Origin of the sequence: Pedobacter cryoconitis, assembly GCF_014200605.1 — a bacterium.
In the GTDB taxonomy this organism is placed as follows: domain Bacteria; phylum Bacteroidota; class Bacteroidia; order Sphingobacteriales; family Sphingobacteriaceae; genus Pedobacter; species Pedobacter cryoconitis_B.
In genome coordinates this window covers 242,807-268,494 of record NZ_JACHCE010000008.1, presented here as the reverse complement: position 1 = coordinate 268,494, position 25,688 = coordinate 242,807, and the positions used below count along the sequence as shown (strand labels likewise).

Annotated in this window: 25 protein-coding genes; 10 read left to right on the top strand and 15 right to left on the bottom strand. The window is 38.7% G+C overall.

Annotation, left to right across the window (positions count from 1 at the left end; translation table 11 throughout):
• Window positions 1–1,346: 1,346 nt before the first annotated feature.
• The 3 genes from HDE68_RS21610 to HDE68_RS21600 form a co-directional block, all read right to left on the bottom strand.
• The gene (locus tag HDE68_RS21610) at window positions 1,347–1,823 is read right to left on the bottom strand and encodes a hypothetical protein (RefSeq protein WP_183884306.1); all 477 of its coding nucleotides are present in this window, start codon (window positions 1,821–1,823) and stop codon (window positions 1,347–1,349) included.
• A gap of 83 nt (window positions 1,824–1,906) precedes the next feature.
• Complete coding sequence (locus tag HDE68_RS21605) at window positions 1,907–2,140, bottom strand: hypothetical protein (protein ID WP_183884305.1); 234 nt, start codon at window positions 2,138–2,140, stop codon at window positions 1,907–1,909.
• A 4-nt stretch (window positions 2,141–2,144) separates the two neighbouring features.
• On the bottom strand, window positions 2,145–2,435 hold the full coding sequence (locus HDE68_RS21600) for a hypothetical protein (RefSeq protein WP_183884304.1): 291 nt from the start codon (window positions 2,433–2,435) through the stop codon (window positions 2,145–2,147).
• Window positions 2,436–2,816: 381 nt separating this feature from the next.
• Between HDE68_RS21600 and HDE68_RS21595 the strand changes: the two genes are divergently transcribed.
• Window positions 2,817–4,439: a DUF6377 domain-containing protein gene (locus tag HDE68_RS21595; RefSeq protein ID WP_221300872.1), complete on the top strand. Its 1,623-nt coding sequence runs from the start codon at window positions 2,817–2,819 to the stop codon at window positions 4,437–4,439.
• A gap of 188 nt (window positions 4,440–4,627) precedes the next feature.
• Window positions 4,628–6,847, top strand: coding sequence for a glycoside hydrolase family 3 C-terminal domain-containing protein (locus tag HDE68_RS21590; RefSeq protein WP_183884303.1), 2,220 nt, complete (start codon window positions 4,628–4,630; stop codon window positions 6,845–6,847).
• 86 nt (window positions 6,848–6,933) lie between these two features.
• On the opposite strand, the gene HDE68_RS21585 is transcribed toward HDE68_RS21590, so the two are convergent.
• Window positions 6,934–7,533, bottom strand: a complete 600-nt coding sequence (locus tag HDE68_RS21585) for a DUF1572 domain-containing protein (RefSeq protein ID WP_260171831.1) — start codon at window positions 7,531–7,533, stop codon at window positions 6,934–6,936.
• Window positions 7,534–7,778: 245 nt separating this feature from the next.
• Between HDE68_RS21585 and HDE68_RS21580 the strand changes: the two genes are divergently transcribed.
• From HDE68_RS21580 to HDE68_RS21570, 3 genes are read left to right on the top strand one after another with little or no spacing between them, the layout of a single operon-like run.
• Window positions 7,779–8,312, top strand: coding sequence for an ester cyclase (locus HDE68_RS21580; RefSeq protein WP_183884302.1), 534 nt, complete (start codon window positions 7,779–7,781; stop codon window positions 8,310–8,312).
• Window positions 8,313–8,324: 12 nt separating this feature from the next.
• The gene (locus HDE68_RS21575; RefSeq protein ID WP_183884301.1) at window positions 8,325–9,137 is read left to right on the top strand and encodes an oxidoreductase; all 813 of its coding nucleotides are present in this window, start codon (window positions 8,325–8,327) and stop codon (window positions 9,135–9,137) included.
• Between the two features lie 13 nt (window positions 9,138–9,150).
• Window positions 9,151–9,957, top strand: coding sequence for a helix-turn-helix domain-containing protein (locus HDE68_RS21570; protein WP_183884300.1), 807 nt, complete (start codon window positions 9,151–9,153; stop codon window positions 9,955–9,957).
• A gap of 61 nt (window positions 9,958–10,018) precedes the next feature.
• Here HDE68_RS21570 and HDE68_RS21565 read toward each other — a convergent pair whose 3' ends face one another.
• Window positions 10,019–10,303, bottom strand: a complete 285-nt coding sequence (locus HDE68_RS21565) for a hypothetical protein (protein ID WP_183884299.1) — start codon at window positions 10,301–10,303, stop codon at window positions 10,019–10,021.
• A gap of 241 nt (window positions 10,304–10,544) precedes the next feature.
• On the opposite strand from HDE68_RS21565, the gene HDE68_RS21560 reads away from it, so the two are divergent.
• Together HDE68_RS21560 and HDE68_RS21555 are read left to right on the top strand one after the other, a co-directional pair.
• Window positions 10,545–10,721 (top strand): hypothetical protein, encoded by a 177-nt coding sequence (locus HDE68_RS21560; RefSeq protein WP_183884298.1) that lies wholly within the window; start codon window positions 10,545–10,547, stop codon window positions 10,719–10,721.
• A 372-nt stretch (window positions 10,722–11,093) separates the two neighbouring features.
• Window positions 11,094–11,978 (top strand): lysophospholipid acyltransferase family protein, encoded by an 885-nt coding sequence (locus HDE68_RS21555; protein WP_183884297.1) that lies wholly within the window; start codon window positions 11,094–11,096, stop codon window positions 11,976–11,978.
• Here HDE68_RS21555 and HDE68_RS21550 read toward each other — a convergent pair.
• The 5 genes from HDE68_RS21550 to HDE68_RS21530 form a co-directional block, all read right to left on the bottom strand.
• The gene (locus HDE68_RS21550; protein ID WP_183884296.1) at window positions 11,971–12,894 is read right to left on the bottom strand and encodes a helix-turn-helix domain-containing protein; all 924 of its coding nucleotides are present in this window, start codon (window positions 12,892–12,894) and stop codon (window positions 11,971–11,973) included. The genes HDE68_RS21555 and HDE68_RS21550 overlap by 8 nt on opposite strands.
• Before the next feature lie 64 nt (window positions 12,895–12,958).
• Window positions 12,959–13,810, bottom strand: a complete 852-nt coding sequence (locus HDE68_RS21545; RefSeq protein ID WP_183884295.1) for an SDR family NAD(P)-dependent oxidoreductase — start codon at window positions 13,808–13,810, stop codon at window positions 12,959–12,961.
• 118 nt (window positions 13,811–13,928) lie between these two features.
• Window positions 13,929–15,095 (bottom strand): FAD-dependent oxidoreductase, encoded by a 1,167-nt coding sequence (locus HDE68_RS21540; RefSeq protein WP_183884294.1) that lies wholly within the window; start codon window positions 15,093–15,095, stop codon window positions 13,929–13,931.
• A gap of 86 nt (window positions 15,096–15,181) precedes the next feature.
• Window positions 15,182–17,380: a B12-binding domain-containing radical SAM protein gene (locus tag HDE68_RS21535; protein ID WP_183884293.1), complete on the bottom strand. Its 2,199-nt coding sequence runs from the start codon at window positions 17,378–17,380 to the stop codon at window positions 15,182–15,184.
• A gap of 148 nt (window positions 17,381–17,528) precedes the next feature.
• Window positions 17,529–18,179 (bottom strand): DUF1349 domain-containing protein, encoded by a 651-nt coding sequence (locus HDE68_RS21530; protein ID WP_183884292.1) that lies wholly within the window; start codon window positions 18,177–18,179, stop codon window positions 17,529–17,531.
• A 95-nt stretch (window positions 18,180–18,274) separates the two neighbouring features.
• Here HDE68_RS21530 and HDE68_RS21525 point away from each other — a divergent pair, with 95 nt between their 5' ends.
• Together HDE68_RS21525 and HDE68_RS21520 are read left to right on the top strand one after the other, a co-directional pair.
• Entirely contained in the window at window positions 18,275–19,039 is a 765-nt protein-coding gene (locus HDE68_RS21525) for a response regulator transcription factor (RefSeq protein ID WP_183884291.1), read from the top strand.
• Window positions 19,040–19,093: 54 nt separating this feature from the next.
• A complete protein-coding gene (locus HDE68_RS21520) occupies window positions 19,094–19,735 on the top strand; it encodes a glycoside hydrolase family 25 protein (RefSeq protein WP_183884290.1) in 642 nt (213 codons plus the stop codon).
• Between the two features lie 42 nt (window positions 19,736–19,777).
• On the opposite strand, the gene HDE68_RS21515 is transcribed toward HDE68_RS21520, so the two are convergent.
• Window positions 19,778–20,503 carry a LytR/AlgR family response regulator transcription factor gene (locus HDE68_RS21515; RefSeq protein ID WP_183884289.1) on the bottom strand — a complete coding sequence of 242 codons (726 nt, stop codon included), beginning with the start codon at window positions 20,501–20,503 and terminating at the stop codon, window positions 19,778–19,780.
• A 242-nt stretch (window positions 20,504–20,745) separates the two neighbouring features.
• Between HDE68_RS21515 and HDE68_RS21510 the strand changes: the two genes are divergently transcribed.
• A complete protein-coding gene (locus HDE68_RS21510) occupies window positions 20,746–21,525 on the top strand; it encodes a hypothetical protein (protein ID WP_183884288.1) in 780 nt (259 codons plus the stop codon).
• Here the strand turns inward: HDE68_RS21510 and xylA are convergent.
• The 4 genes from xylA to HDE68_RS21490 are packed head-to-tail and all read right to left on the bottom strand — an operon-like array spanning window position 21,522 to window position 25,686.
• Window positions 21,522–22,853, bottom strand: a complete 1,332-nt coding sequence (gene xylA / locus HDE68_RS21505) for a xylose isomerase (RefSeq protein WP_183884287.1) — start codon at window positions 22,851–22,853, stop codon at window positions 21,522–21,524. The genes HDE68_RS21510 and xylA overlap by 4 nt on opposite strands.
• A gap of 22 nt (window positions 22,854–22,875) precedes the next feature.
• Window positions 22,876–24,351 carry a xylulokinase gene (locus tag HDE68_RS21500; RefSeq protein WP_183884286.1) on the bottom strand — a complete coding sequence of 492 codons (1,476 nt, stop codon included), beginning with the start codon at window positions 24,349–24,351 and terminating at the stop codon, window positions 22,876–22,878.
• A 3-nt stretch (window positions 24,352–24,354) separates the two neighbouring features.
• On the bottom strand, window positions 24,355–25,089 hold the full coding sequence (locus HDE68_RS21495) for a ThuA domain-containing protein (RefSeq protein WP_183884285.1): 735 nt from the start codon (window positions 25,087–25,089) through the stop codon (window positions 24,355–24,357).
• 24 nt (window positions 25,090–25,113) lie between these two features.
• Entirely contained in the window at window positions 25,114–25,686 is a 573-nt protein-coding gene (locus HDE68_RS21490) for a gluconate 2-dehydrogenase subunit 3 family protein (RefSeq protein ID WP_183884284.1), read from the bottom strand.
• Window positions 25,687–25,688 lie beyond the last annotated feature (2 nt).

The following is a 25,688-nucleotide window of genomic DNA, read 5'->3' as shown; positions in this document are numbered from 1 at the left end:
AATATTTCTATCTCCTGCTACTTTCAACTTCATTCCTGATCAAGTCATAAACTTGTGGATCAGGGATTAAATTTCAAGTTTTGGATTTGATATTTTTGAGTTCAAAGCATCTCGTTACGATTCTTAATAAGCTAATTACTTCCTGATTTTATAGTTCAATTTATCATTATTAAACGCTCCTGATTACTTTGATGAGAGATCGGCCAACGCTTCAGCGGAATGCTTAGGGGGAGGAAAGATCCTGATTTTTCCAGGCTTGCTACTTTTACGAAAGTTCTCTGATGTCTTTCGGTTTCCATTGATTGTTTCATTGTGCCCGGTACAGAACTTTTGAAACAACCTGTACTCCAAACTGCTGCTTTAAAAATGAAATCGCCCAGGATTCCCTTTGAAAATTTACCCGTTAATCTTCCCATAATAAATAAATGCCTTTCCACCAATGTAGGCTATTCGCGTTAAAGATTATTCTGATATGTAAAAAATGTCCGTAATTGTCCGCAGCTGTCTGCAATTGTCCGCTTTGTCCGTGCGTTAGTCAAAGGAAAATTATAATTTCATTAATCTTCATCCGGTTATGATCTAGTTGTGCCTGAATAGAGATCGGGGTGACACCACGTTGTAAACAGCCTTTAAGCATAGTAACTCTAAGTCATTTCAACTAGTTGTTTTTACTTGGACTTGCCATGCTCTCACGTTACTTTAGCATTGCTCTTACCCTAACGAGTACCCGAACAGTACCCGGGCAGTACCCGGCCGATATAGATTGATTATTTAGCTATTTTGAATTTATTTACTAACTGCCAGGCCTTGTTTCGGCTGAGTCATTCCCATGCAAATTGAAAGCTTCCAGAGCCATAAGAGCATCCCTGAAATCAAAGACTTTCTGTTTAGCGTGTCAAAATTTATGCTTAAAAACAGCCTGCTCCACAAGTTGATGACTTGATCCTTCATTCCTGTGTTATGATCTATATAAACAACAGGAAGCCTATCATAAATTTGCAGACATCTTTGGGTACCATTAAACTTGGTTATCATACCTAACTAAGATTGTGTAATCCAGATGGTATGCGTAAATATATCTGCATCCAGGAATACATTGGGCCTTGCCCTATAAATCCCTCTCCTTCTCTGAATGGAATTCCATTAAATTGAATTAGGCTACTCCTGAAAAGCAGCCTAATTCCGTTAAAATCACAGTTGGCTGTATCAAAATCATCCATTTAAACAACATTAATATTTACACAATTATTTTAAAAAGAGAGCCCTTCAATATTGAAAAGCTCTCTTTTTAAAATAGTTTCGATCTCCTTAAAACTGAACTTCAAAGCGTAAAATTTTAACAAATATTAGTTCCAAACACGATTAGGAGGAGTCACAACGATACAAGACAGCTCACCATTCAGAGAATTTCTACCTGCGGAATAAAAATCTACTTTAATGTATGCATCTTCATAAGTATGTTCTAAACTTGTTAATTTATATCCGCTAAAATTTTGTTTTACATGAACTACACATATTCCTCTAGAACCATCCGCATCGGCATTCTTGTAAAATGTTATCGTGGAGCCAGTATACGCAGAGATCAATGCATTATCGGCCCTGTCATTTATATTATAATCTCTTAAATTAATTATTTGATTATAATTGGCAGTGTGGTTAATATTACCCGGATTTAAACCAGGCATTGTTGAAAAGCTGGCAATAGGCTGGTAATGATCATAAAGAATTATCTGGTAATCTTGTGCTGTCTGAGCAAAGGCTCCAAATGTAGTTAATAATGAGACTAGCAATACTGTAAGCATTGACATTTTAAAGTTTTTCATAAATTTAAATTTAAGGTATAATAATTATACTTAAATTTAAATAAAAAAATTAACTAATAAATTATTTATCTGAAATTAATTCTTCACTCCTGATAATCAATTAGGGTATAGCCAATCCCCAGGCTGTCCAGGTAATTCTTCAGCACTTCCAGCCAGGTCCATAAATAAAAGGTGCTAAAGTGACAGATATAGAGCCCGTCTGTTTCAACTATGATGATCAGGTTTGGCATCTCGTCTTTATTTTCAGGATGTCTGAATTGCCGGTTTTCCTTACCCGGAAAATCATATTTCTTTTCAAAATAAGGATTCCGTTCCAACAAATCAGTAATCCTCAGACATACTGATTTTACGATCACCTGCTAAAAGTCCTACAGGAATTTCAGAATATTTTTGGTGCATTACTACCTTTGGAAATTTATTAGTTCTGGCATATGTTTCTACAGAATCGATCAATTCACTAAGAAGAGGTGTATAACAAATCACTTGTTTTTGCTGCGGGAAAGATGAATATTTCTTTTCACCGATGATAAACTTGCGGATATCTGTATAATTCATCTGGTAAAAAGTGTACTTCTTACGGTCTCCTAAAGTAAATTCCTTACCATCCGGCAAAAGTGTATAATCAGGATTAAATGAGTTGTCATGATAGACGATGACATCACCATTTTTGGTAATATATGTATATCAATTTCAATGGTATTGCACCCCAGATCAATTGCTTTTTTCGTAGCCTGAATAATATTCTCTGGCATCAGACCGCGTGTGCCCCGGTGCCCTACAGTATAGAATGATGTCGGTTTCAATCGCTGTGGAGTAGTTTTGAGACTAACAAATATCAGCGATGTACCAGCTGCAATAAATAAGAATAATATTATTAACATAAAACTAAAGAGAAGACCAATCCTTCCCTCCCCTTACTCTACCACAAAATATACACTTTGTTAATATTTCTACCTATAATTGTTCGTGAAATTCAAAGTCTGCCTGTTTTTTTTGCTCATATTATCAAACTTCGTTACCCGTGCAGAGGATAACAGCCAGGATGCCATAAACCTTTTGAATCAGGTAATCCACCATAAAAGCGGTTACGCGTTACAAAAAGAGCAGCGCATCGATGAACTGAAAAAACTAAAAACTGCAATTCAATCCCCCGGGAAACAGCTTCAAATCAACAACAGCCTGTACAACGAATATCAGAAGTACCGAATCGACTCCGCAATTTTTTATTGCCGGGAAAGTTTACAGCTTGCTCAAAACATGAACAATAACAGCTGGCTGATTACAATAAAGCTGCAACTGGCAAACCTTTATTCCTCCCTGGGCGGATACCTGGAATCAGCAGATCTGCTGAAGAGCGTAACACGCAATTCCCTGTCAAAAACCCAAAAGATTGACTATTACGACGCGTACATACAATTTTACGAGCATTACACTACAAACAGCCATAATAAAACGTACAAACAATTAATTGATAATTACCGCGATACCCTGCTTACGCTTTTGCCAGATACCTCTGTACGTTACCAGATTAACCTGGCCCAAAGAAACATCCGCTCATCAAATTTAAAAGCTGCAGAGGTTACTTTATTAAAATTGTTGCCATCTCAAAAGAAAAACCCGGGCGATTATGCCATGATCACCTACCTGCTTGGGAGTATTTATGAAACACAGCATCAAAATGAGCAGGCTGTAAATTATTATGCATTATCTGCTGCTGCCGATATAAAAAATGCCATTAAGGATAATGCATCACAACAAGCCTTAGCTTTAATATTTTACCGTACCGGCGATATTGACCATGCCTACCGTTACACCAGGGCTGCAATTGAAGATGCGATCTTTTGTAATGTAAAGTTCCGGACCCTTCGTATTTCAGAGTTATATAGTATTATCAATATCGCTTATCTGAACAAAGAGAGCAAGCAAAAGAATCAGTTAAAATTTTCCCTCGTCTTAATCAGTATTCTTTTTGTATTCCTGCTCATTACGGTCATCTACGTCTATAAACAGATGAGAAGGGTATCACGCATTAAAGAAGAACTGAGTACCAGTAGCCAGCAACTGGCCAGGCTAAATGCAGAGCTGAGTGACGTGAACACACATTTAAGTAAATCGAACACCAGTTTATCAGAGGCTAACCAGGTTAAAGAAGCCTATATTGCACAATTTTTTGATCTTTGCTCAACCTATATCAACAAACTTGAAAACTATCGCAAGGCACTAAATAAAAAGGCCACCGAAAAACAATTGGATGAGCTGTTTAAAATGCTGCGGTCAACCACCATGGTCAACAGCGAGGTTGAAGATCTGTATCGTATTTTCGATACCATATTTATAAATCTTTACCCAAACTTCATTATTGAATTTAACGCCCTTTTAAATCAGGATGAACAAATATTCCTCAAGCCGGGTGAATTGCTCAACACCGAACTCCGCATCTATGCGCTGATTCGTCTGGGCATTACAGATAGTGTAAAAATTGCCGCCTTTTTACGTTATTCATTAAGCACGATTTACAATTACCGTACAAGCGCCCGTAACAAGGCAGCGGTTTCCCGTGATCATTTTGAAGATATGGTCATGAAGATCGGCACTATATCTTCAAAAAACAGTTAAAAGGCTTTACAACTACTACTTTTTGCACTCACAAACAGACCAATAACAAGCTGATTACCAAACACTAAACATTACCATTTCACTACTTTTTTATTTCAAAGCTTTTTGTACTTAAACATTCCGGGTAGTTTTACTTTTCGATTTTTATAACCAATTTAAACCTATTTTTACGTTAAACAACATCTCAAATGTTCAAAAAAACTTTGTTAATAACTGCTCTTGTGATCACAGCGACAGTAAGTGTTAAAGCTCAGAGCAAAACCCCGGTTTATCTTGATGACAGCAAGTCTATACAGGCACGTGTGGAAGATGCACTCTCAAGAATGAACTTACAGGAAAAGATAAACATGATCCATGCGCAGTCAAAATTCAGCTCGCCGGGTGTCCCTCGTTTAGGCATACCTGATAACTGGACTGATGACGGACCTCACGGAATACGCCCTGATGTATTATGGGACCAATGGGTACAGGCTGGCCAGACCAATGATTCTTGTATGGCGTTTCCGGCATTGACCTGCCTTGCTGCTACCTGGAATAAAGATATGGCATTGCTGTATGGCAACGCAATTGGCGAAGAAGCGCGTTACCGTAATAAAAATGTTTTGCTGGCTCCTGGCGTAAACATCTACCGCTCCCCGTTAAACGGCCGTAATTTTGAGTACATGGGCGAAGATCCTTTCTTATCCTCAAAAATAGTAGTGCCTTATATTAAAGGTGTTCAGCAAAATGGCGTTGCCGCTTGTGTTAAACATTTTGCATTAAACAATTCTGAAGGCAACCGCCATACCGTTAACGTGAATGTTGACGATCGTACCCTGTATGAAATTTATCTGCCTGCATTTAAAGCTGCGGTACAGGAAGGCGGCGCGATGGCCATTATGGGATCATATAACCTGTATAAAGGCGAACATTGCTGCCATAATCAGTACCTGCTAAACGATATTCTTCGTAAAGAATGGGGTTTTGAAGGTGTTGTAATTTCAGACTGGGGAGGTACGCATGATACAAATCAGGCTATTTTCAATGGTTTGGATATGGAGTTCGGTACCGGTACTAACGGCTTAAGTTATAGCAAGACTAATGTTTACGACAATTACTATATGGCAATGCCATATTTAAAGCTAATCCAGTCTGGTAAAGTTGGAACGAAAGAACTTGACGAGAAAGTAAGACGCATTTTAAGGTTAAGTTTCCTGACAACGATGAACAAAAACCGCCCACTTGGTTCATTGGGTTCAGAAGAACATGCTTTAGCTGCCCGAAAAATTGCAGATGAGGGTATTGTATTGTTAAAAAACAAAGGAAATATACTTCCTATCAATCTTAAAACAACTAAACGCATTGCAGTTATCGGTGAAAATGCCATTAAATGGATGACAGTAGGTGGCGGCAGTTCATCATTAAAAGCCAGATACGAGATTACTCCATTAGAAGGACTTAAGAAAAGAATAGGCAACCAGGCCGAGATAGTTTATGCGCGTGGTTATGTTGGTGATACCACCGGCAATTATAATGGCGTAATTACAGGGCAGCACCTGGGCGACGAACGCTCACCAGCTGAATTGATTAAGGAAGCTGTTGAAGCAGCACGCAAAGCCGATTTAGTAATTTTTGTAGGTGGATTAAACAAGAGCGATCACCAGGATGCCGAAGGTACCGACCGCTTAAGTCTTAACCTGCCATATGACCAGGATAAACTGATTACCGAACTGGCAAAAGCAAATAAGAATTTAGTAGTGGTTAATGTTTCAGGTAATGCAGTGGCAATGCCATGGATTAATCAGGTACCTGCTATCGTGCAGGGATGGTTCCTTGGCTCTGAATCGGGTAATGCCCTTGCCGGAGTTTTGACGGGTGATGTGAATCCTTCGGGCAAGTTAACCTTTACTTTCCCTGTAAAGCTTTCTGATAACGGTGCGCAGGCATTAGGTGAGTTTCCTGGAAGCAAAACAGAGGTTACTTATAAAGAAGGTATCTATGTAGGTTATCGCTGGGCCGAAGAGCATAAGATCAAACCATTGTTTGCCTTTGGCCACGGTCTTAGCTATACAACTTTCCAGTACGGAAATGTAACGGTTGACAGCAAATCAATGACTGCATCGGGTAAGGTCACACTTTCGGTGAACGTCAAAAATACAGGATCACGTGAAGGCGAAGAAGTAGTACAGTTATATATCAGCGATCTGAAATCATCTGTTCCGCGTCCGGTAAAAGAGCTGAAAGGGTTTGAAAAAATCTCTTTGAAACCAGGCGAGCAAAAGTTAGTATCATTTACGGTAGACAGCACCGCTTTAAGCTTCTTTGATGCAGCTAAACACCAATGGGTGGCTGAACCAGGTGATTTTGCAGCACTTATCGGAGCAGCCTCTGACGATATCAGGACTAAAACAGTATTTTCACTGAAGTAAACCTGCATAAGCAGCTCAATGCAACAAGGCTAATCCCAAAAGATTAGCCTTGTTGCATTTAAAATCATTAGTTAATCAGCTTTTTATTAAACATCCTGCCCCAACTTCCCTGAGTCCTTTTTGTCCTTTAAAAATTCGTCTGTAAAATGATTCTTCTCTTTTTCTTTAGCAAACTTCTCCTCATTATATTTTTGAGAGTTTCCTTTTGGGATAGATAAAGATTGCCAGTTATTATTTGCCAGCATCTTACCAATAAATACAATCTGTCCAATGTGGTAAGGATAGTGAGCTAATTGCCTGTTGATAGCATCTGTGATGGTATGGCCGTCATTACGGATATAAACAATTTTATCTAAGTCAGCTTCATCTAAAGCATTAAGCGCACCCAATAAACAATCCCAGCCTTCATTCCATTTCAAAAGCAACGTTTCTTTATCCGTGATCGCTTCATCAAATTCCTGATCTCTGTTTCTCCAGGATTTTTCGCCATCCGTATTTAAGAAATCTGTCCATCTGGACAACATATTTCCATAAAGATGGTTCACAATGATAGCAATACTATTGGAGTCTTCATTGTATCTCCAAAACAGGTCCTCTTCTTTTAGCTGATTAAATGTTTTTTCACCAAGCATCCTGTAATATTCAAATTGCTTGATCACCCCTTTGATATCTTCTAAATTCATCATATATGTGTGCGTAATTTGTGTCAGATCAAATGTTATCATCCAGCAATTTGCCGGACAATTACCACGCTAATTTAAGATACATTTTGATTCCCTGAGCAAATATTTAATCTGGGGTGACTGGGGTAATTTACAGCGCTACCTACCATATACATGAGCTTCTGAGTAAACTAATTTGAGCCGCTAAAAAAAACACCCCTCCCTAATTTCATCAGACATTTGTATCATACAATCAATTACAAAACAACATGAAAACAAAATCAGTTATAGTGGCATCGGCCCTCTCCCTTAGCCTCTTATCAAGCGAACTCTATGCTGCACCCGCCGCTTCTGTTCAAAAGAAACAGCCAGTGATCAGCACCGTTACCGACACTGCTGCAAATATTAAAGTTGTTAAAAGATTCATCAATGAAGTCCTTAATAGCGGACATGCTGAAATCATTGACCAGGTATGGGCCAATGACATGATCTGGCATGGTGGAAGCATGGGAGAAATACATGGTCTGGACAATTTCAAAAAGCTGAACGGTGGAAAAGCATTCAGTAACCTGCACCTTAAAATTAAGGATGTAATCGCTTCAGGAGATAAAGTTGTGATTTACTTTACCAATAGCGGTACGCAAACCGGAGACTTTATGGGTTTTCATTCGGCTGGAAAAACTGCTTCGTGGGACGGAATGGGCATTTACAGAATCCAAAACGGCAAAATTGCTGAAGGTTGGTTCTCTGAAGACATCCTTCAGATGCTGATACAATTAGAAGCAATTAAATTACCAAAATAAGAAACACATCAAATGAAAAAAGTAGTTTTAATCAGCGGAGCATCCGCAGGTATCGGTAAAGAAACCGCCAAAGTATTATTGCAGGCAGGTTATACCGTTTATGGTGCCGCCAGAAGAACCGATCAGATGAAAGACCTGCAACTGCTTGGTGCAAAAATAATAGCTATGGACGTAGCCAATGAAGACTCCATGAAAAGCTGTATAGAAGAAATTATCCGTAACGAAGACCGGATTGATATACTGATCAATAATGCAGGTTTTGGTACTTTTGGTTCGATAGAAGATGTACCTATGAAAACTGCCAGATACCAGATAGAAGTGAACCTGTTTGGCCTGGCAAGACTTACACAGCTCGTATTACCTTTCATGCGTGAGCAAAATTCAGGAAAAATTGTCAATATAACTTCTACAGGTGGTAAAGCGGCAGGTCCTATGGGCGGTTGGTATCATGCCAGTAAATTTGCTGTAGAAGCACTGAGCGATAGTCTGAGGCTAGAAGTCAAACGCTTTGGTATTGATGTGATTATCATCGAACCCGGAGGTGTAAAAACAGAATGGGGCAACATTGCTTATGGCGGTCTGAAAGAAATATCAGGACATACTGTTTACAAACCTATGGTTGGCATCCTGGAAAGACTAGGAGAAAAAGCAGAGCGAAACAATGTTGATCCCAATGTCATCGCACAACTCATCAAAAAATCCATAACTGCAAGTAAACCCAAAGCAAGATATGTTGCCGGATACCTCGCAAAACCGATTCTTTTTATGAAAAAATGGCTAAGTGACGCTATGTTCGACAAGCTTATCATGAATCAGTTAAAATAAATATCTTTAGCTAATGGAAGATCAATATCAGTATAACATACTCTACTCTTGCTCTGATGAACCAAAATATACAGGCAGCCAGCTTGTTGCAGAACACGCGCTGAGTTATATACTTTCAGGAGAAATACAGCTGTATACAAACCGTGGAAAGGAAACATTTAAAGAAGGGACTATCGGGCTGATCAGGAGAAACCAGTTGGCCAAAGTGATTAAAATACCCCGGGCAGACGGAACTCCCTTTCATTCGATCAATATCTTTCTTGACCAGGAATCTTTACATAGTTATAGCTTAAAAAATCAGCTGCCAACGGAACGTCATTATCTTGGAGAGCCCTTTTTAGTATTACCTGATGATCCTTTTATTCAAGGCTTTTTCTCTTCTTTATTGCCGTATTTCAATCAGCCTGTTCAACTGACAGCAGCGCTTGCAGCACTAAAAACCACAGAAATTATTGAGTTATTGATCAGAAATCCAGATTTAAAAAGCTTTTTATTCGATTTTAGTGAGCCTTTCAAAATAGATATCGAGAATTTCATGAACAGGAATTATATGTTTCACATTTCCATCAACGAATTTGCCAGACTCACCGGACGCAGCCTGGCAACTTTCAAAAGAGATTTCACTAAAAAGTTTTCACTGCCACCAGAAAAATGGATCAGACAGAAGCGTTTACAACAGGCACATTTTCTTATTGCCGAGCAAAAACAAAGCCCTTCTACGGTTTATCTTGAGGTAGGGTTTGAAAATTTCTCTCATTTCTCACGCACTTTTAAAGAGTTCTATGGCTATAATCCATCTCAGGCACAACAAAATACATGATCAGGTTATAAAATGCATTGATCCTGATTAAAAAACAGGGGCCTTCCCCGCCCCTTCTTTTTTAGATAATCTTGTTATTTACAGCAGGAGTAAGCCTGTGATTGACAAGAATATGTTTTTTATCCTGATTGACTAAATGGAAGTCGTAAGTTATAGTGTATAATTTTCGCTCATTTAAAGACAGTTTTTCAAAGAAATCAAATCCTGCTTCGTTAATCAGGTTTAATAACTCCAAATCCTTTTCCGGAACATTTTTAAAATAGAACTCATAGCCCATATTCAAGACTTCTTCAGAAGAATGCCCGCATAAAAACAAGGGGTTTTCTGATACGTATTCAAATGTCATCTTTTCATAGTCAATAACATATACGCTTTCGTAAGTGAGCCTTGCAAAATACTTGATGGCTTCTAAATAATGTTGCTACTGCACATGGTCCGCTTCTGATATACCTGAGACCCTGTTCTTAGTAAGCAGACCTGAATTCATGTTATTTTTCATTAACGAAAATGGCTTAATAATAAATTTATACTAGAGTGTAGTCTTTGAGAATATTTTTGTGTCCACTTTTATAAAAAACATTTTTTTTATGGCTAAGATAACCCCCTTTTGGATTATAGCAGTTATTCTGGGAATAGCTGCATTTAAACAAATAGATTTTGAAAACTTAAATTTCAAAAATCCAGGTATGGGAATTCTCTATCTGATTACCTTTGTCTTTTCGGTTATTTTGATTGTAAAGGGCAAAAAAACAACCAAAGAATAAAAATAAAAGCCAAATCCTATTCATCAATCCGGCCATTATAAATGGAACATTATTGCTTAAATTGTACCTATCAGGTAATTGATAACTTTCAATTTTATTCGGTCTGCGGTTACAGTAAAAAATTATTAATTTTCAGAAGTATATTAGTCATTCTGTCCTATTCGCTATTACAAGTAGTTATTGGATTTATCTGGGGTTTTTTACAGTTACTACTCCATTAAAAATCTTCTTCTATTACTGCATTAAAAATCTTATTCAGCTCAGAATCTCCCTGAGTGCTAATGGCGCTTTGCAAGAAATAATTTTAACATGAGGATGGCATATTTTTTGCCTCCCATTTTTTTTATTTTTGCAGCATCAACTATACCTCCTATGATTAAGAAGATTATTTCCCGGTTGGGGGTATACTTTTTATGTATACTTTCTTTTTTTCCACTCTCTGTTTTATATGTTTTTTCAGCTATCGTTTATATCATACTCTACCGGATTTTTGGTTACCGCAGAAGGGTTGTAAGAGAAAACCTGATCAATGCACTGCCCGAAAAAACAACCGAAGAAATTAAAATTATAGAAAAACGTTTCTATAAATACCTTTCAGACTTAATTTTTGAAATCATCAAGATGAACAGCATCTCTGAGCAAGAGATCAGGAAGCGCTTTATTTTTAAAAATAAAGAACAGGTTCAGGCTTACCTGGACAAAGGGCAAAGTATCCTGATCTGTTCTGCACATTATGGTAACTGGGAATGGGGTACCCTGGGCATAGGACTGAATTTTTCTGCTGACCATTACCCTATTTATAAACCACTAAGCAATCCAGTTTTTGATCAATGGTTTAGAGAAGTACGCAGTAAATTCGGGAATAAACTCATTGCTATGCGCCAGACTTTAAGAGCGCTCCAGGCGAGTAAAGGCAGACCAAGTATATTCAGTTTTGGAAACGATCAGGCACCATCAAAAGATGATTCTCATTACTGGACCACTTTTATGCATCAGCAAACCTCAGTTCAGCTGGGAATTGAGAAAATAGCAAAGAAAACAGATCAGCCAATATTCTATTTCAGGGTCAATTATATTCAAAGAGGCTATTATACGGTTGATTGTATTCCGCTTTGCCTGAAGCCTGCTGAAACAGCCGATTTCGAAATTACAGAGCTGCATACCCGTATACTTGAAGATATTATCAGAGCAGAACCGGCCTACTGGCTCTGGAGCCACAGAAGGTGGAAGCATAAGCCCAAAAATGATATCAATTAAATGACTTTCTGAATGCCAAAGGAGATACCTTGGTTTTTGCTTTAAATAATTTATTAAAAGATTGCGGATGTTCAAATCCAAGTTCGTAAGCAACCTCACTTACCGACAAATTTGTAGCGGATAATTTCTCCTTCGCCTTTTCAATGATCTTTTGGTGTATAATATGCTGGGTATTCTGACCAGTAAGCGATCTTAGCATGTCGCTCAGATAACTCGGTGAGATATTCAGTTTGTCCGAAAGATATTGAACGGTCGGTATTCCATGATTAGCAGATTTATCGCTCATAAAATATTCGTCTAATATATCCTCCAGTTTTTGCAGCAAGCCATGATTTACGGCTTTGCGGGTAATGAATTGCCTTTTGTAAAAGCGGTTGGCATAATTCAATAGCAATTCAATCTGGGAGATAATGACATCCTGGCTAAAGTCATCTATTCTGCTGTTTAATTCTTCTTCGATATTTTTAAAAATGGAAATGATCGTTATTTTCTCCTTTTCCGACAGGTGCAATGCTTCATTGGCAGTATAAGAAAAGAAGCCATATTGCCTGATCTTTTTTGCCAGAGGATAATTCAGAAAAAAATCCGCATGAATCAATAAAGTGTATTGGGAGCATATTTCTCCCTCATTGTTCCCGTGGTTACCAATAACCTGGTTAGGTGCAGCAAATAACAAACCTCCTTCATCAAAATCATAATAATCCTGGCCATATTTCAACCGCCCCCCAATGCTTGGCTTATAGGAAATTTTATAGAATTTTAACACATGAGATAGAGGCAGCTTATCTATAATGATCCTGTTCGTTGCCCCATTTATCAGGCTAATCAGGGGATTTGCCGGCGCAGGCAAACCGAAAGCACGATGCATATCTGATAACGATTCCATGTTAATATGGACTGTCTCTTCCTTTTTCATTCTTAAATTTAATGCAATTATAACCGGTAACGCTGTTCAATACCGGTTATAATTAATTGTTTACTTAAAGATTACCTTGTGCTGATTTCGCAACATCATCCCATTCCTCCCATAAAGCCAGCCTTTCAGCATAGGCTTTGCTTGTCCATGGCAAGTTGTTACTGCCCAGATTAATCCTTAGCGGTGGATTTTCCGAATCAACTACTTTAAAGATCGCTTCTGGCGTTGCATCGGGATTACCTCTTTCCATTCCCCTTAAACCGTTAGCAAACTCCGTTTTAAAATCCTGGTAAATATCAAGGCCTGCTGCAAATTTCAAAGACTCCGGACTACCAAACTCTGTCGCATAAGCACCCGGTTCTATAATAGTGACTTTAATTCCAAAAGCTTTAACTTCTAAGGCCAAACTTTCGTGAATTGCTTCGAATGCCCATTTTGAAGAACAGTAATAGCCAATAACCGGTAAGGTTACATGTCCAAGATTACTGGACGTGCCCAGAATATGGCCGCCACCTTGTTTGCGCAACAATGGTAAAGCGGCCTGGATGACAGCCACCGGGCCTAAAACATTGGTTTCATAGAGCTGCCTGATATCATCGGCACTGGCTTCTTCTATCGTACCCACTAAAGAGTAACCTGCATTATTCAGTACGATATCTAATCTGCCAAAATGAGCATGGGCCTGCTCAACCGCTGCCTTAACCTGGCCGGCATTGGTTACATCCAGTTCCAGGGTCAATACATTTTCACCGTATTTTTCTTTAAGATCTGCAATACTGGCCAACTGACGTGCTGTGGCCGCTACTTTATCACCGCGTTTAAGCGCTGCTTCTGTCCAAACCTTTCCAAAACCCCGGGAGCTGCCCGTAATGAACCAAACTTTATTAGTACCTGAATTATCGATTTGTTGTGTCATAAAATAAGTTTTTATTATTTAACACCACAAATGTCTATAAATGAAATTTCCAGAATGTAGCCCAATTGAGGACATCTGTAGCCAAATTGAGAATTCGGAAATAGTCTTCTTTTCTGGATTAAGATCTTTTAGCACCAAAGATAGCCAGCATCTTTTCAAGCGCACCTTCAGAATGCATGCGCTCCCCATTTTCAAGTGATTGTTTTGCTGCTGCTGCTGCTCTTTTCCGCATACTTACTTCATAAAAAGAAATGGCTTCCTGCAAATCAGTAAATTTATCAGCCGTTAAACATGCACTCAATTCAAGCGCATCAAACATAGATGTATTTGCACCCTCTCCTGCAAAAGGGGGCATTACATGTGCAGCATCGCCCATTAAGGTTAAATTTGGCAAGGCTTCCCATGTCTGGTCTAAAGGCATACAATAAATTGGACGTGGAACAACAGGCGTTGTTGCATGTTCAAACAATTTGTACCAGACACTGCTCCATTCGCTATATTCATTTTTAAACCAGCTAACCAATTCCGCGCGATCAGAAAAATCCAAACCACTATTCTTTGCCCAGTATTCATCCGGTTTAAAACTTGCATAAAATCCCAGACCGCCATTCCCCTTCTGACCTCCCAATATGCATTTTTCATTTCCAAAAGCCATTATTTTTCCGCCATTTAACAAGGCATAGATATCGGGTATCAATTGGTCTGCACCATCCACATTGATTTCAACCATGGTCACACCAGAATAAAAAGCTTTGATAGTTGTGAGGTATGGACGGATTTTAGAATTAGCACCATCAGCACCAATTACAAGATCTGCATAAGCAGATGAGCCATTTTTGAAATGCAGCAACCAACCCTCATTTTGTTTCTCCATAGAAATAAAATGACTGTCCCACACCACAGTTTCAGGTTGTAAAGAATCCAGGAATATCTTTCTTAATGCACCACGATTGATTTCAGGACGTGCAGCTTCATTGCTCAAATCTACATCAGACTTAGTTTTATGGTCACTAAAAACTACTTCTGCATATGGATTGACGACGATCTTTTGATCTGCACCCTGAAGAACATTCTTTTTAAACTCTGTTATTAAATTTGCTTTGCTTAAAGCTGCCCAGCCTGATTCTTCATGCATATCAAGCGGTGAACCCTGTACACGGGCATTTTTATTAAGATCTCTTTCATATACTTTAACAGCCGCACCCTTTAGCTGCAAAAGCTTTGCTAAGGTTAAGCCTCCGGGGCCACCACCAATAATAGCGATCTGTTTATTTTGTATCAACATATATTATCTTTTATAGATGAAACACAAAATTCTGAAATGCGCTCAGCTCAGACTAGTATAAATACGACAAAATTGATATTAACAAACTATAAGACTAGTAACCCAAAATCTCTTAAAGTATGGATTGGCTTAGAATACCAGAACAATTCAAAATGTTCCATGGTCGTTTCAAAATCAGCTTTAACTTCTTGAAAAGTATAAATACGGGTATTAGAAACAGCTATTTTCTGTAAAATGGAAGTCAGCCATTCTCCTTCATTTTTGTTAGTCTGAATGTCAAAAGTTTCCTTTTTATCGTGAAAAGTTAAAACCATCATTTCGAAAGTATTGCCTTTTTTATGTTTTACATAAACTTCTGCATCTGGCTTCCCCCCTAACCAAACCACTTTAGCAGTTGGTTTAGTGTTAAACATGGTCTCTTCCTTTAAAGCCTTCGCAATAAAATCTGAAGGGATCATCACTTTCGGAATCTTAAAATCAAACCACTCCTGCAATTTGTAATCCAGGCAAATGCCATGCATAAAGTTAAAAAGTGACTTCTTTAGCCCAAAGCTAAACTTATTATGGTCTATCCCGGTTTTATCGGTATAGTTGATATCATTATTGGCAAAGGTGCCGATAACTTCGGTATCTTTAACTACCCCAAACTTTTCAGGATACAGGCCAACCGGACTATGTGCAGTCATTGCAAACTGGTGCCAGAAGCCAGACTGTAAAACGCCTGCTTCAAACAGCTGTCTGACCATTTCCAAACTGTCTACTGTTTCCTGGATCGTCTGCGTCGGATACCCGTACATCAGATAGGCATGTACCAATATCCCTGCTTCTGTTAAATTCCGGGTAACCCGGGCTACCTGTTCAACCGATACCCCTTTATCAATTAATTTTAATAAGCGGTCTGATGCCACTTCTAAACCACCAGAAACAGCAATGCAGCCAGATGCTTTAAGTAAAATACATAAATCTCTGGTAAAGCTTTTCTCAAACCTGATATTTGTCCACCAGCTTACAGAAATTTTTCTTCTTAAAATCTCCAGTGCTACTTCACGCATCAGGGCTGGCGGTGCGGCCTCATCTACAAAGTGAAAACCATTCTGACCAGTTTTCGCGCTTAACTCTTCAATGCGGTCTACAATCAGTTTGGCTGCTACGGGTTCATATACTTTAATATAATCCAGAGAGATATCACAAAATGTACATTTCCCCCAATAACATCCATGCGCCATGGTCAGTTTGTTCCATCGGCCATCACTCCACATCCGGTGCATTGGATTGACAATTTCTATCACTGAAATATACTGATCCAATTGCAAATCACTATAATCCGGTGTTCCCACATCAGCTTGTTTATAGTCACTTCTTAAAGCATCATTCTTATAAGTAACCTCTCCATTTTCCAATAAAAAAGTCCTTTTGTAAAGGTGAAAACCACGGGTTTTGTTGATCGAATCATAGATCAGTTCAACAGGTAACTCCCCATCGTCCAATGAAATATAATCGAAAAACTCAAAAACCCTCTTGTCAGAAACAGAGCGTAATTCTGTATTGGGGAAACCACCACCCATTGATGTTTTAATCTCAGGATAACAACGCTTTACATATTGCGCACATCGGAAAGCGGCATATAAGTTCCCTGGAAAAGGGACAGAGATCAAGAATAACTTAGGTTGAATAAGAGAGATTTTGTCTTCTAAAATTTCAATCAGGAGTTTATCCATATAGGTATACTCCTGACTTAAAGCTTCGTACAGCTCATCAAATGAATTTGCACTTCTGCCTAATCTTTCTGCATAACGGCTAAAACCAAAATTCTGGTCAATACATTCAATAATAAAATCCGAAATATCTTCCAGATAAAGCGTTGCCAGGTGTTTACCTTTGTCTTGCGTCCCCATTGAACCAAATGCCCAGTCCAGCTCTTCCAGTTGCGTAAACCTCGATGCTTCCGGTAAAAAATCTTCCTGACAGATTTGCAAAGCCAGGGTTGGATTTTTGCCTTGCAGAAAGGCAATAACAGCATCAATAGTTTTGATATACTCGTCTTTTAAAGCAAAAATCCGTTTGGCATTTAAACTCTTTGTCTGACCAGTCTGCGCTGCTGCATGAGCAAAAAGGTTTTCTAAACCTTTTCTGGAAAATAAGGCTAATATTACTTCAATCCCCAGATCGGCCTGAGTGGAAGAAATATTTTTTGTATTCAAAAAACCTTTGATATATGCAGTTGCAGGATACGGGGTATTCAGCTGGGTAAAGGGAGGCGTAACAAGGAAAAGATCTGTTTTCAAAATGGAATTTTATTTCGTGACAAAAATATCCATAATTATTTTAGTATCCGGCCCTATCAAATGATAAATTTTCCTGCGCAGAATTCTTTTGAGAATTAGTCAAAGATGTACGCCTACATCTTTGACTATTATCCTTAGAAAATCTATATTAATTTGCGTTTTTCTTCAACCACTCCAATCTTCTCTGATCAGGCAATTGTTTTACAGAAAAGCCTTCAAATTTCGCATTAAACCCATTTCCGTCAGGGCTGGCTGCCATAAACCCAACCATAAGAGGCTTGTTGTCCTGCAGATATGCATTGCGCATCAGGATATAAGTCTTATCATCATAAGAATAAAATATTTCAACAGCATCAAGTCTTCTTACCGCTTTTATCCATACAAATTCTGGTATTTTATCTAATGTAGTTACACTCCAGTCACTTGTTTTATGCGTAACTACAGTACTTAAATTATACTTACCATCGACAAATTCGATCCCCGCTTTGATATAATTCTCATGATCTGTACGCAGCATCAAACCCATCTGATCGAAACGGGTTTTATAATTTCCTGTGATTTTCACTTTCACTTCAAACTCTCCCCCATAAGTATTGTAATAAAACGGAGCATCATCAACGGTAAACCCATAATGTGAAATTCTCCAGTAATCACTTTGAGGGGTTACAAACATGGTTAAGGCATTGTTCTTGATTTCCCACTTTTGCGGTTCATTAAACCATTGCATCTTTTCCAGTGTCTGCGCAATTCCAGTTTGTGCGATTACAAACGTAATGAGGGATAAAATTATTTTCTTCATTTTTTGTTTTGGGTTTAGTAACCATAATTATATTTACTTTGCAAAGGTAAAAACCCATCAACGGCTCTCCAATGCTGATTAATAACCATATTGAAATGAATATTATAAATACACTGAATGAAAAACTATTAAAACAGTCTTTTGGAGAGGAACAGACTAAACCTATCAGCTTATCTCAGTACCAGTACATGGCCTTCATGTATTCCAGAATAGAAAATTCCATCGCCGTATTAAGTGATATGAAGGCCAATAAGAGTTATATTTATAATGGAAGAGTGGCTAAAGAACTGGGCTTTGACGAACATGATGACCTCAAAGAAATCAACTCCATCTGGGAAGAAGATATTTTCAATAAAATTCATCCGGATGACCTGGTGGAGAAACACTTGTTAGAACTTCATTACTTTAACATCTTAAAAAATATACCTATTTCCGAAAGATCGGATTATCATGTTAAAAGTAAAATCCGCATGCTTAATAAAAATGGAGATTATATATTTATTGAGCACCGGATGTTTTATGTATGCAGCACTATAAATGGTAGTCTGTGGTTGGCGCTTTGTCTTTATAATCTTGCTTATGATGATCCTGCAAAAGAAACATCAGACGGAGCAATCTTTAATTCAGCTACTGGCGTTACCATTAAACCCGATCAGCAAGGTTATAATAACATATTATCCCTGCGTGAAAAAGAAATATTACAGCTAATCAGAAAAGGTAAAATGAGTAAGGAAGTTGCCGGTTTATTGTCTATAAGTATCAATACAGTAAACAGGCACCGCCAGAATATATTAGAGAAACTAAGGGTAAGCAATTCCCTTGAAGCCTGCCGGATTGCAGAAAGAATGAGCCTGATCTGATAGAATTTCATTTTATTGACTAGCTTTAGTTAATAAAAATTCACCAGTTAAGAAATGGACAACAACCCTTCAACAATAAATAATTCGATAAAAGGAATAGATATTTCACATTTTAACCGGCTCGTTAACTGGGATGAACTTAGCACTGAAGTTAGCTTTGTATATTGCAAAGCAAGCCAGGGCAAAAGTTTTAAAGACCCAATATTCCTTAATAATTTTCAGCATGCTGAAAAGGCCAAAATTCTATATGGCGCCTATCATTTTTTAACCTTCCAGAATGCAACAGCACAAGATCAGGTCAAAAACTTTTTAGATTGTGGGGTTGACTTCTCAAAACCAGGCTTATTACCGCCAGTACTGGACGTTGAATGGCAAGTACCAGATACCTTAAACCCTTATATCTTAAACAATAGAGCTGCTTGTGTTCAATTGGTAAAAAACTGGCTGACAGGTGTAACTGCAGAAACAGGTCGTGTGCCCATAATTTATACCAATCGTATTTTCTGGCAAAATTTTATGGGCAATCCTACAGGATTTGAAAACTATCCGCTATGGATTTCAGCTTACCAGCCAACACCACCAATGCTGCCCCCGGGATGGTCTGAATATACCTTTTGGCAATACAGTGGTGATGGAATAGATAAAGATGTTTTTAATGGCAGTATGGATGAGTTAAAAAAACTTGCCTTATTGTAAGCTCACAAGAAAATATAATTATTGCGGTTTACGTGTCCCCTTTTAAAGATTACGGGTTATAAATGCATTGAAATCCTTTTGATAATGTTCCCCGACTGTGATTCTTCTTCCGTTATTTAAGGTAATTGTATTTCCATCAATGTATTCAATATGTTTACTATTCAGGATAAAGCTCTGGTGAAACTGTTCAAACCCCTTTTCTTTAGACGCCCTGTTTGAAATTTCTGTTAGGGAGATATCAGTCAGAATACTTCTGTAAACAGTATAAACTATCACATAATCCTGTTTATCTTCAACCATGATCATATCATCATACCTGATTTTAACCAGTTTCAGGTGGTCATCTTTGCTTTTTATAAAAAAGAAGCTATGCTCATCAGCAAGTCTGGCGGTGTCTGACTCCTGAACGGGAGGTGGAAATAATTTATGAATGGCTGTTAAAAATTTAGCGAAGGAGAAAGGTTTCAGCAAATAGCCGTCTGCCTGTATCTCAAAAGCTTCATATCCATAATGCGTATGCGCAGTAGTGATTAATAGCTTATTAGTTTTTTCTCTGATTAACCTGGCAAGTTCTATTCCTGATATTTCTGGCATATCAATATCAAGCAAGAGTAAATCAATCTTATCTCCTTTAGCAATTTCCTGTAATGCGTAGATAGGGTCTGTATAACTTGCTATAATTTCAAGTTCAGGGATCTTTATGATATAGCTTTTTAACCCCTCTATTGCGTGAGGCTCATCATCAATAATTACACACCTGTATATCATACGAATCTTAAAACTCTAAGATAGCGCAAAAATCATTTGAAGCAAGTGTTTACACAAATGATTAACAAAAAACATAAATTAGTTATAAAAAATTCATACTTACCTCAATAATATATGGATGATCAGCTATCCACGTTAACAATCCGGCTATTCATCAGGAATATATTTTTTAATAAAAATATATTATCCCTGTCATAATGCATAAATCGTAACTTAGTAGAAATATCAATAATCCTGTAAGTATGAAAATCAAGATATTTCTTTTACTGTTTCTTTCAACTGTTACAATAGCTTATGCGCAGACCTATAGCCTTTCAAAGACAGTAAATATTTTTGGAGATACGATTGAGACATACAAAGACCGGGATGGAAAGAAAATTGCTGTGATCACACATTCTACTGATATTTTTGGCGATAAAACAAAAATAACGACAGGTCCGGATGGCCGCAAAATCCGCTCTGTCAAAGAAACAACTGACATTTTTGGCGATAAGACAAAACGCATTAGCGATGCCAATGGACAGGTTATCAGTACTATAAAAAAAACAAAAGATATTTTCGGGGATGAAACAATTGCTGTTAATGACGGAAAAGGACAGTCTAAACTAGCGATTAAAACCTCTACTGATATTTTTGGGAATGAAACCTTATTAATCCTTGATGGAAAAGGCCAGAGAGCTGCTGCCATCAAAACATCAACCAATATATTTGGCGACGAAACGAAAGATGTAACCGGTCCTAGAGGTGAGCAAATTGGTTCTATCAGGAAATCAAAAGATATCTTTAACAATGAGATTATAGAAATCCGTAACAGTCAGAATAAAACAACTGCGACTATAAAAGCCACAGTTGATATTTTTGGAAATGAGAAGAAAAGTATCGTCAATCAAGATGGAAAACAGTTATTATCCATTAAAAAGATCAATGATATTTTCGGAAACAGTATGACCTCCATTGATAGCAATGATGATCCTCAATCCGCAGAATTATTAATGCATTTGTTATTGGGATCAGCAGGTTAAATATATCTGTTGATCAGATTTTCCAGGTATTCCTGCTTTCCGCTACGGACCTCAGGCTCTGCGTTTTGTACCGCAAAATCCCTTAAATCTTCCAGGCTCAATTTACCCTGTTCAAATTCAGCACCTTTGCCACTATCAAAAGAAGCATACCTATCTTTTCTTATCTTTTTATAATCCGATTCCCGGAGAATAGCATCCGCAGTGATTAAGGCCCTTGCAAAAATATCCATACCGCCGGCATGGGCATAAAACAGATCAGCAGGATCAGTTGAATTTCTACGGATCTTAGCATCAAAATTCACTCCTCCCCCCTTTAACCCGCCACTTTCTAAAATGATCAGCAGCGCTTCCGTCAGCTCATTGATATCATTAGGAAACTGATCTGTATCCCAGCCATTCTGATAATCCCCGCGGTTTGCATCAATTGATCCCAGCAATCCACTATCTGCCGCAACCTGTAACTCATGCTGAAAGGTATGTCCCGCTAAAGTGGCATGGTTTACCTCTATATTCAGCTTAAAATCAGCAAGCAGATTATACTCCTGTAAAAAACTTTTTACTGTTGCAGCATCGTAATCATATTGATGTTTAGACGGTTCACAGGGTTTCGGCTCGATAAAAAAGGTCCCTTTAAAGCCTTGTTTCCTTGCATAATCTTTAGCTGTATGCAAAAATCCGGCTAAATGCTCCTGTTCCCTTTTCATATTGGTATTCAACAAGCTCATATAGCCCTCTCTGCCACCCCAAAATACATAGTTCTGCCCGCCAAGTGCAATCGTTGCATCTAAAGCAGCTTTTACCTGTGCAGCACCATGCGCAAGTACATGAAAATCAGGGTTGGTAGATGCCCCATTCATATAACGTTTGTGGCTAAACAGGTTCGCAGTTCCCCAGAGTAATTTCACTCCGCTCTGAGCCTGTTTTTCTTGGGCATATTCAACCAAAATCTGCAATCTATGTTCATTTTCAGCAATATCATTCCCATAATCGACTATATCTACATCATGAAAACAATAATAAGGTATTTGCATTTTAGTGATAAATTCAAAAGCGGCATCCATTTTATCTTTTGCCCTTTCTATGACATCCTTCTTTTCATCCCAGGGAAAAACATGTGTCGCACCACCAAAAGGATCTCCACCATTCCCATTAAATGAATGCCAGTAAGCACAGGCAAACTTTAAATGCTCTTTCATCGTTTTACCTGCAACCACTCTATCTGCATCATACCAACGGAATGCCAAAGGGTTATCACTTTGCAGACCTTCAAATTTCAATTGTCCGATCCCTTTAAAAAATTCCTTTGCCCCAATTACTACTTTCGTCATATTGATCTGTTTTTAATTCAAGTTATAATGCATTATTTAAAAGATTTTTCCATTCCCCATAAATGGGTTCATAAGCCTCCGTATTTTTAGGCTCCAGGTACTTAATCAGCGCATGCCTTGTAAATGCTTCTTCGGCGCTTTTGAAAATTCCAGCACCAATACCCGCCCCCAGTGCAGCGCCAACACTGCCATCACTTTCATACAGCTCTACAGGAATTCCTGTGATATCGACAAACGTCTGCGCAAAAACTTCACTTAAAAACAAATTGGTCAGTCCGGCCCTGATCACTTTGGGCTGCATTCCATTTTCACGCATAATATCCAGTCCATAACGAAAAGCAAAGGCGATCCCCTCCTGTACCGCTCTGAATATTTCAGGCTGACCATGCAGGTTCAGGTCAATTCCCAATAACTGTGCGCCAGTATATTTATTATTCAGCATCCTTTCTGCACCATTGCCAAAAGGCAGCACTTTCAACCCCTTGCTTCCTATAGGTGCTGTAGCTGCCATATCATTCAATACAGCATAAGACAGATTAGGTGCAAAATTGTGCTTTGCCCAACGGTACATACTCCCTGTCCCGTTGATGCATAACAATACACCCGTATGCTGCTGCGTTTTAGAATAAGTGACATGAGCAAAAGTATTCACCCTTGATTGCGTATCATAAGTCAATGCATCACTCACCCCATAAATCACTCCCGATGTTCCGGCAGTCGCAGCAACTTCGCCCGGCCTGATTACATTTAAAGACAAAGCATTGTTAGGCTGATCACCAGATTTATAAGTAACAGGAATCCCTGGCTGCAGTCCTAACAGTACCGCTACATCAGTTTTCAGCAATCCATGTACAGAGAACAAGGGTTTAATCTCCGGAATTAATTTCCGGTCAAAACCATAATACCCCATTACCTCTTCGGACAGTTCATGTTCGCGGAAATCCCAAAACATCCCCTCAGACAAAGCCGCAATACTGGTTGTGACCTCTCCTGTAAATTTCATGGCGATAAAATCTCCCGGCAGCATTACCTGATCAATTTTTTCATAAAGCTCAGGTTCGTTCTGCTTTACCCAGGCCAGTTTTGAAGCCGTAAAATTTCCCGGGGAATTTAACATATGCTGTAAACATTTTTCCTGTCCTATAGTATCAAAAGCATTTTCTCCCAGTTCCACTGCACGGCTGTCACACCAAATGATACTATCACGCAGCACCTGCTGCTCTTTATCTACAACCACCAGACCGTGCATCTGATAAGCAATGCCGATAGCTACGATGTCATGCACATTAAAGCCCGATGTTGCATTTAAACGGAGTATTGCTTTCATCGTATTTTGCCACCAGTCTTCTGGTGACTGTTCTGCCCATCCGGGCTGAAGAGATCTGATCTGCACTTCTTCATCCGGATATTGCGTAGTAGCCACCCGTTTCTGGCTTTGTATATCCACCACAGAAACCTTGATAGAAGATGTACCTATATCAATACCTAATAAATACATATGCTATTTCTTTAAATTGCCCATAGCGTACCGTATACCGCCTAATAAGTGTTTAAGATAATTCTCTTCGGTATACGATTCTTCTGTGTGTCCCAATTCTGTATACCATGAGCGTCCACCCTCATAATTATGATACCAGGCCATTGGATGCAGCTCACCGTTAATACCTCCTGTATAAGACTTCTCATCAATCGTGATCAGCACTTTGATATCTTTACTCAGGTTTTTGAAATTATACCACTCGTCCTTGCGTATCCAAACCGCAGGGAGGTGTTTGGTAGAGATATGCGAACGGTCTATTACATTCAGGGTAGCTACCTGTTGTTTAGGATGGCTCACAAAATAAGCCCCAACCAATCCACCATACCAGGGCCAGTTATATTCTGTATCGGTAGCCGCATGAACGCCGGCAAATCCACCACCGGCTTTAATATATTTTTCAAAACCTGCTTTCTGATCCGCATTAAATATATCACCCGTGGTTTGCAAAAAAACAACCGCAGCATATTTCTTTAAGGAATCACTGGTAAAATAACCCGCATTTTCGGTTGTATCTACCAGAAAACCATTTTCCTTTCCCAACTTCATGATGGCCGCTTTCCCAGCCGCGATAGAACTATGCCTGAATCCCTGTGTCTTAGAAAACACCAGAATACGCGGTAATGCAGGACGATCATAACCAGCCCGCATCAGGAGCGGTACCGAAAAAAAACACAAGAACAGCAATAGATTTTTCATAATTTAATTTTAGATCAATAAATATTAAGCCCAGGCTTTATCGCCTTTTTTATAGGGTACAGTCCCCTGAAACCTGCCAGGTACAGCAATATAACGCAGGGCTTTTGTACAGCCAATCTCTGAGGTAAAATACCCTAAAAGGGTTAATTGCTTCATCATTGTAAAGTAGTGCGCAGGCAGGGCATCATGATTCTTTTTGGACTGATATTCTTTGGCTTCTTTATCCATTGCCGTCAATAACGATAAACGCTGTACGGTGCTGGCTTTCATAAATGCAGTACCATACATTTTCTCGCAGGCCTGATTTAACTGATCAATCCCCTCCTTAAAAATCTTCTGATCCTTTTCTTCATAACAGTCATTCACCATCACCGTCATCCACGAACCAACTTTGGCCGCTTTAGCCCCCGGACTTTTAGTGGCAGGTAATATCGTATCAGCTACCTCATCCAAAAAATCAATATCCTGCGGGCTAAAAACAAGCTTACTTTTCATTTTTCCATTTTCAGGACTACAGCCAGTCAGCAAAGCATTGCCCCCAATCATGACCCCGCCGGTAAGCAGCGCGATCATTTTTAAAAGTTCTCTTCTTTCCATCT

Excerpts from the sequence above, each read along its gene's own strand:
- HDE68_RS21610 (WP_183884306.1), bottom strand. The coding sequence starts at position 1,823 with ATGAAAAACTTTAAAATGTCAATGCTTACAGTATTGCTAGTCTCATTA.
- HDE68_RS21590 (WP_183884303.1), top strand. The coding sequence starts at position 4,628 with ATGTTCAAAAAAACTTTGTTAATAACTGCTCTTGTGATCACAGCGACA.
- HDE68_RS21585 (WP_260171831.1), bottom strand. The coding sequence starts at position 7,533 with ATGATGAATTTAGAAGATATCAAAGGGGTGATCAAGCAATTTGAATAT.
- HDE68_RS21580 (WP_183884302.1), top strand. The coding sequence starts at position 7,779 with ATGAAAACAAAATCAGTTATAGTGGCATCGGCCCTCTCCCTTAGCCTC.
- HDE68_RS21575 (WP_183884301.1), top strand. The coding sequence starts at position 8,325 with ATGAAAAAAGTAGTTTTAATCAGCGGAGCATCCGCAGGTATCGGTAAA.
- HDE68_RS21570 (WP_183884300.1), top strand. The coding sequence starts at position 9,151 with ATGGAAGATCAATATCAGTATAACATACTCTACTCTTGCTCTGATGAA.
- HDE68_RS21565 (WP_183884299.1), bottom strand. The coding sequence starts at position 10,303 with ATGACATTTGAATACGTATCAGAAAACCCCTTGTTTTTATGCGGGCAT.
- HDE68_RS21560 (WP_183884298.1), top strand. The coding sequence starts at position 10,545 with ATGGCTAAGATAACCCCCTTTTGGATTATAGCAGTTATTCTGGGAATA.
- HDE68_RS21555 (WP_183884297.1), top strand. The coding sequence starts at position 11,094 with ATGATTAAGAAGATTATTTCCCGGTTGGGGGTATACTTTTTATGTATA.
- HDE68_RS21550 (WP_183884296.1), bottom strand. The coding sequence starts at position 12,894 with ATGAAAAAGGAAGAGACAGTCCATATTAACATGGAATCGTTATCAGAT.
- HDE68_RS21545 (WP_183884295.1), bottom strand. The coding sequence starts at position 13,810 with ATGACACAACAAATCGATAATTCAGGTACTAATAAAGTTTGGTTCATT.
- HDE68_RS21540 (WP_183884294.1), bottom strand. The coding sequence starts at position 15,095 with ATGTTGATACAAAATAAACAGATCGCTATTATTGGTGGTGGCCCCGGA.
- HDE68_RS21530 (WP_183884292.1), bottom strand. The coding sequence starts at position 18,179 with ATGAAGAAAATAATTTTATCCCTCATTACGTTTGTAATCGCACAAACT.
- HDE68_RS21525 (WP_183884291.1), top strand. The coding sequence starts at position 18,275 with ATGAATATTATAAATACACTGAATGAAAAACTATTAAAACAGTCTTTT.
- HDE68_RS21520 (WP_183884290.1), top strand. The coding sequence starts at position 19,094 with ATGGACAACAACCCTTCAACAATAAATAATTCGATAAAAGGAATAGAT.
- HDE68_RS21515 (WP_183884289.1), bottom strand. The coding sequence starts at position 20,503 with ATGATATACAGGTGTGTAATTATTGATGATGAGCCTCACGCAATAGAG.
- HDE68_RS21510 (WP_183884288.1), top strand. The coding sequence starts at position 20,746 with ATGAAAATCAAGATATTTCTTTTACTGTTTCTTTCAACTGTTACAATA.
- xylA (WP_183884287.1), bottom strand. The coding sequence starts at position 22,853 with ATGACGAAAGTAGTAATTGGGGCAAAGGAATTTTTTAAAGGGATCGGA.
- HDE68_RS21500 (WP_183884286.1), bottom strand. The coding sequence starts at position 24,351 with ATGTATTTATTAGGTATTGATATAGGTACATCTTCTATCAAGGTTTCT.
- HDE68_RS21495 (WP_183884285.1), bottom strand. The coding sequence starts at position 25,089 with ATGAAAAATCTATTGCTGTTCTTGTGTTTTTTTTCGGTACCGCTCCTG.
- HDE68_RS21490 (WP_183884284.1), bottom strand. The coding sequence starts at position 25,686 with ATGGAAAGAAGAGAACTTTTAAAAATGATCGCGCTGCTTACCGGCGGG.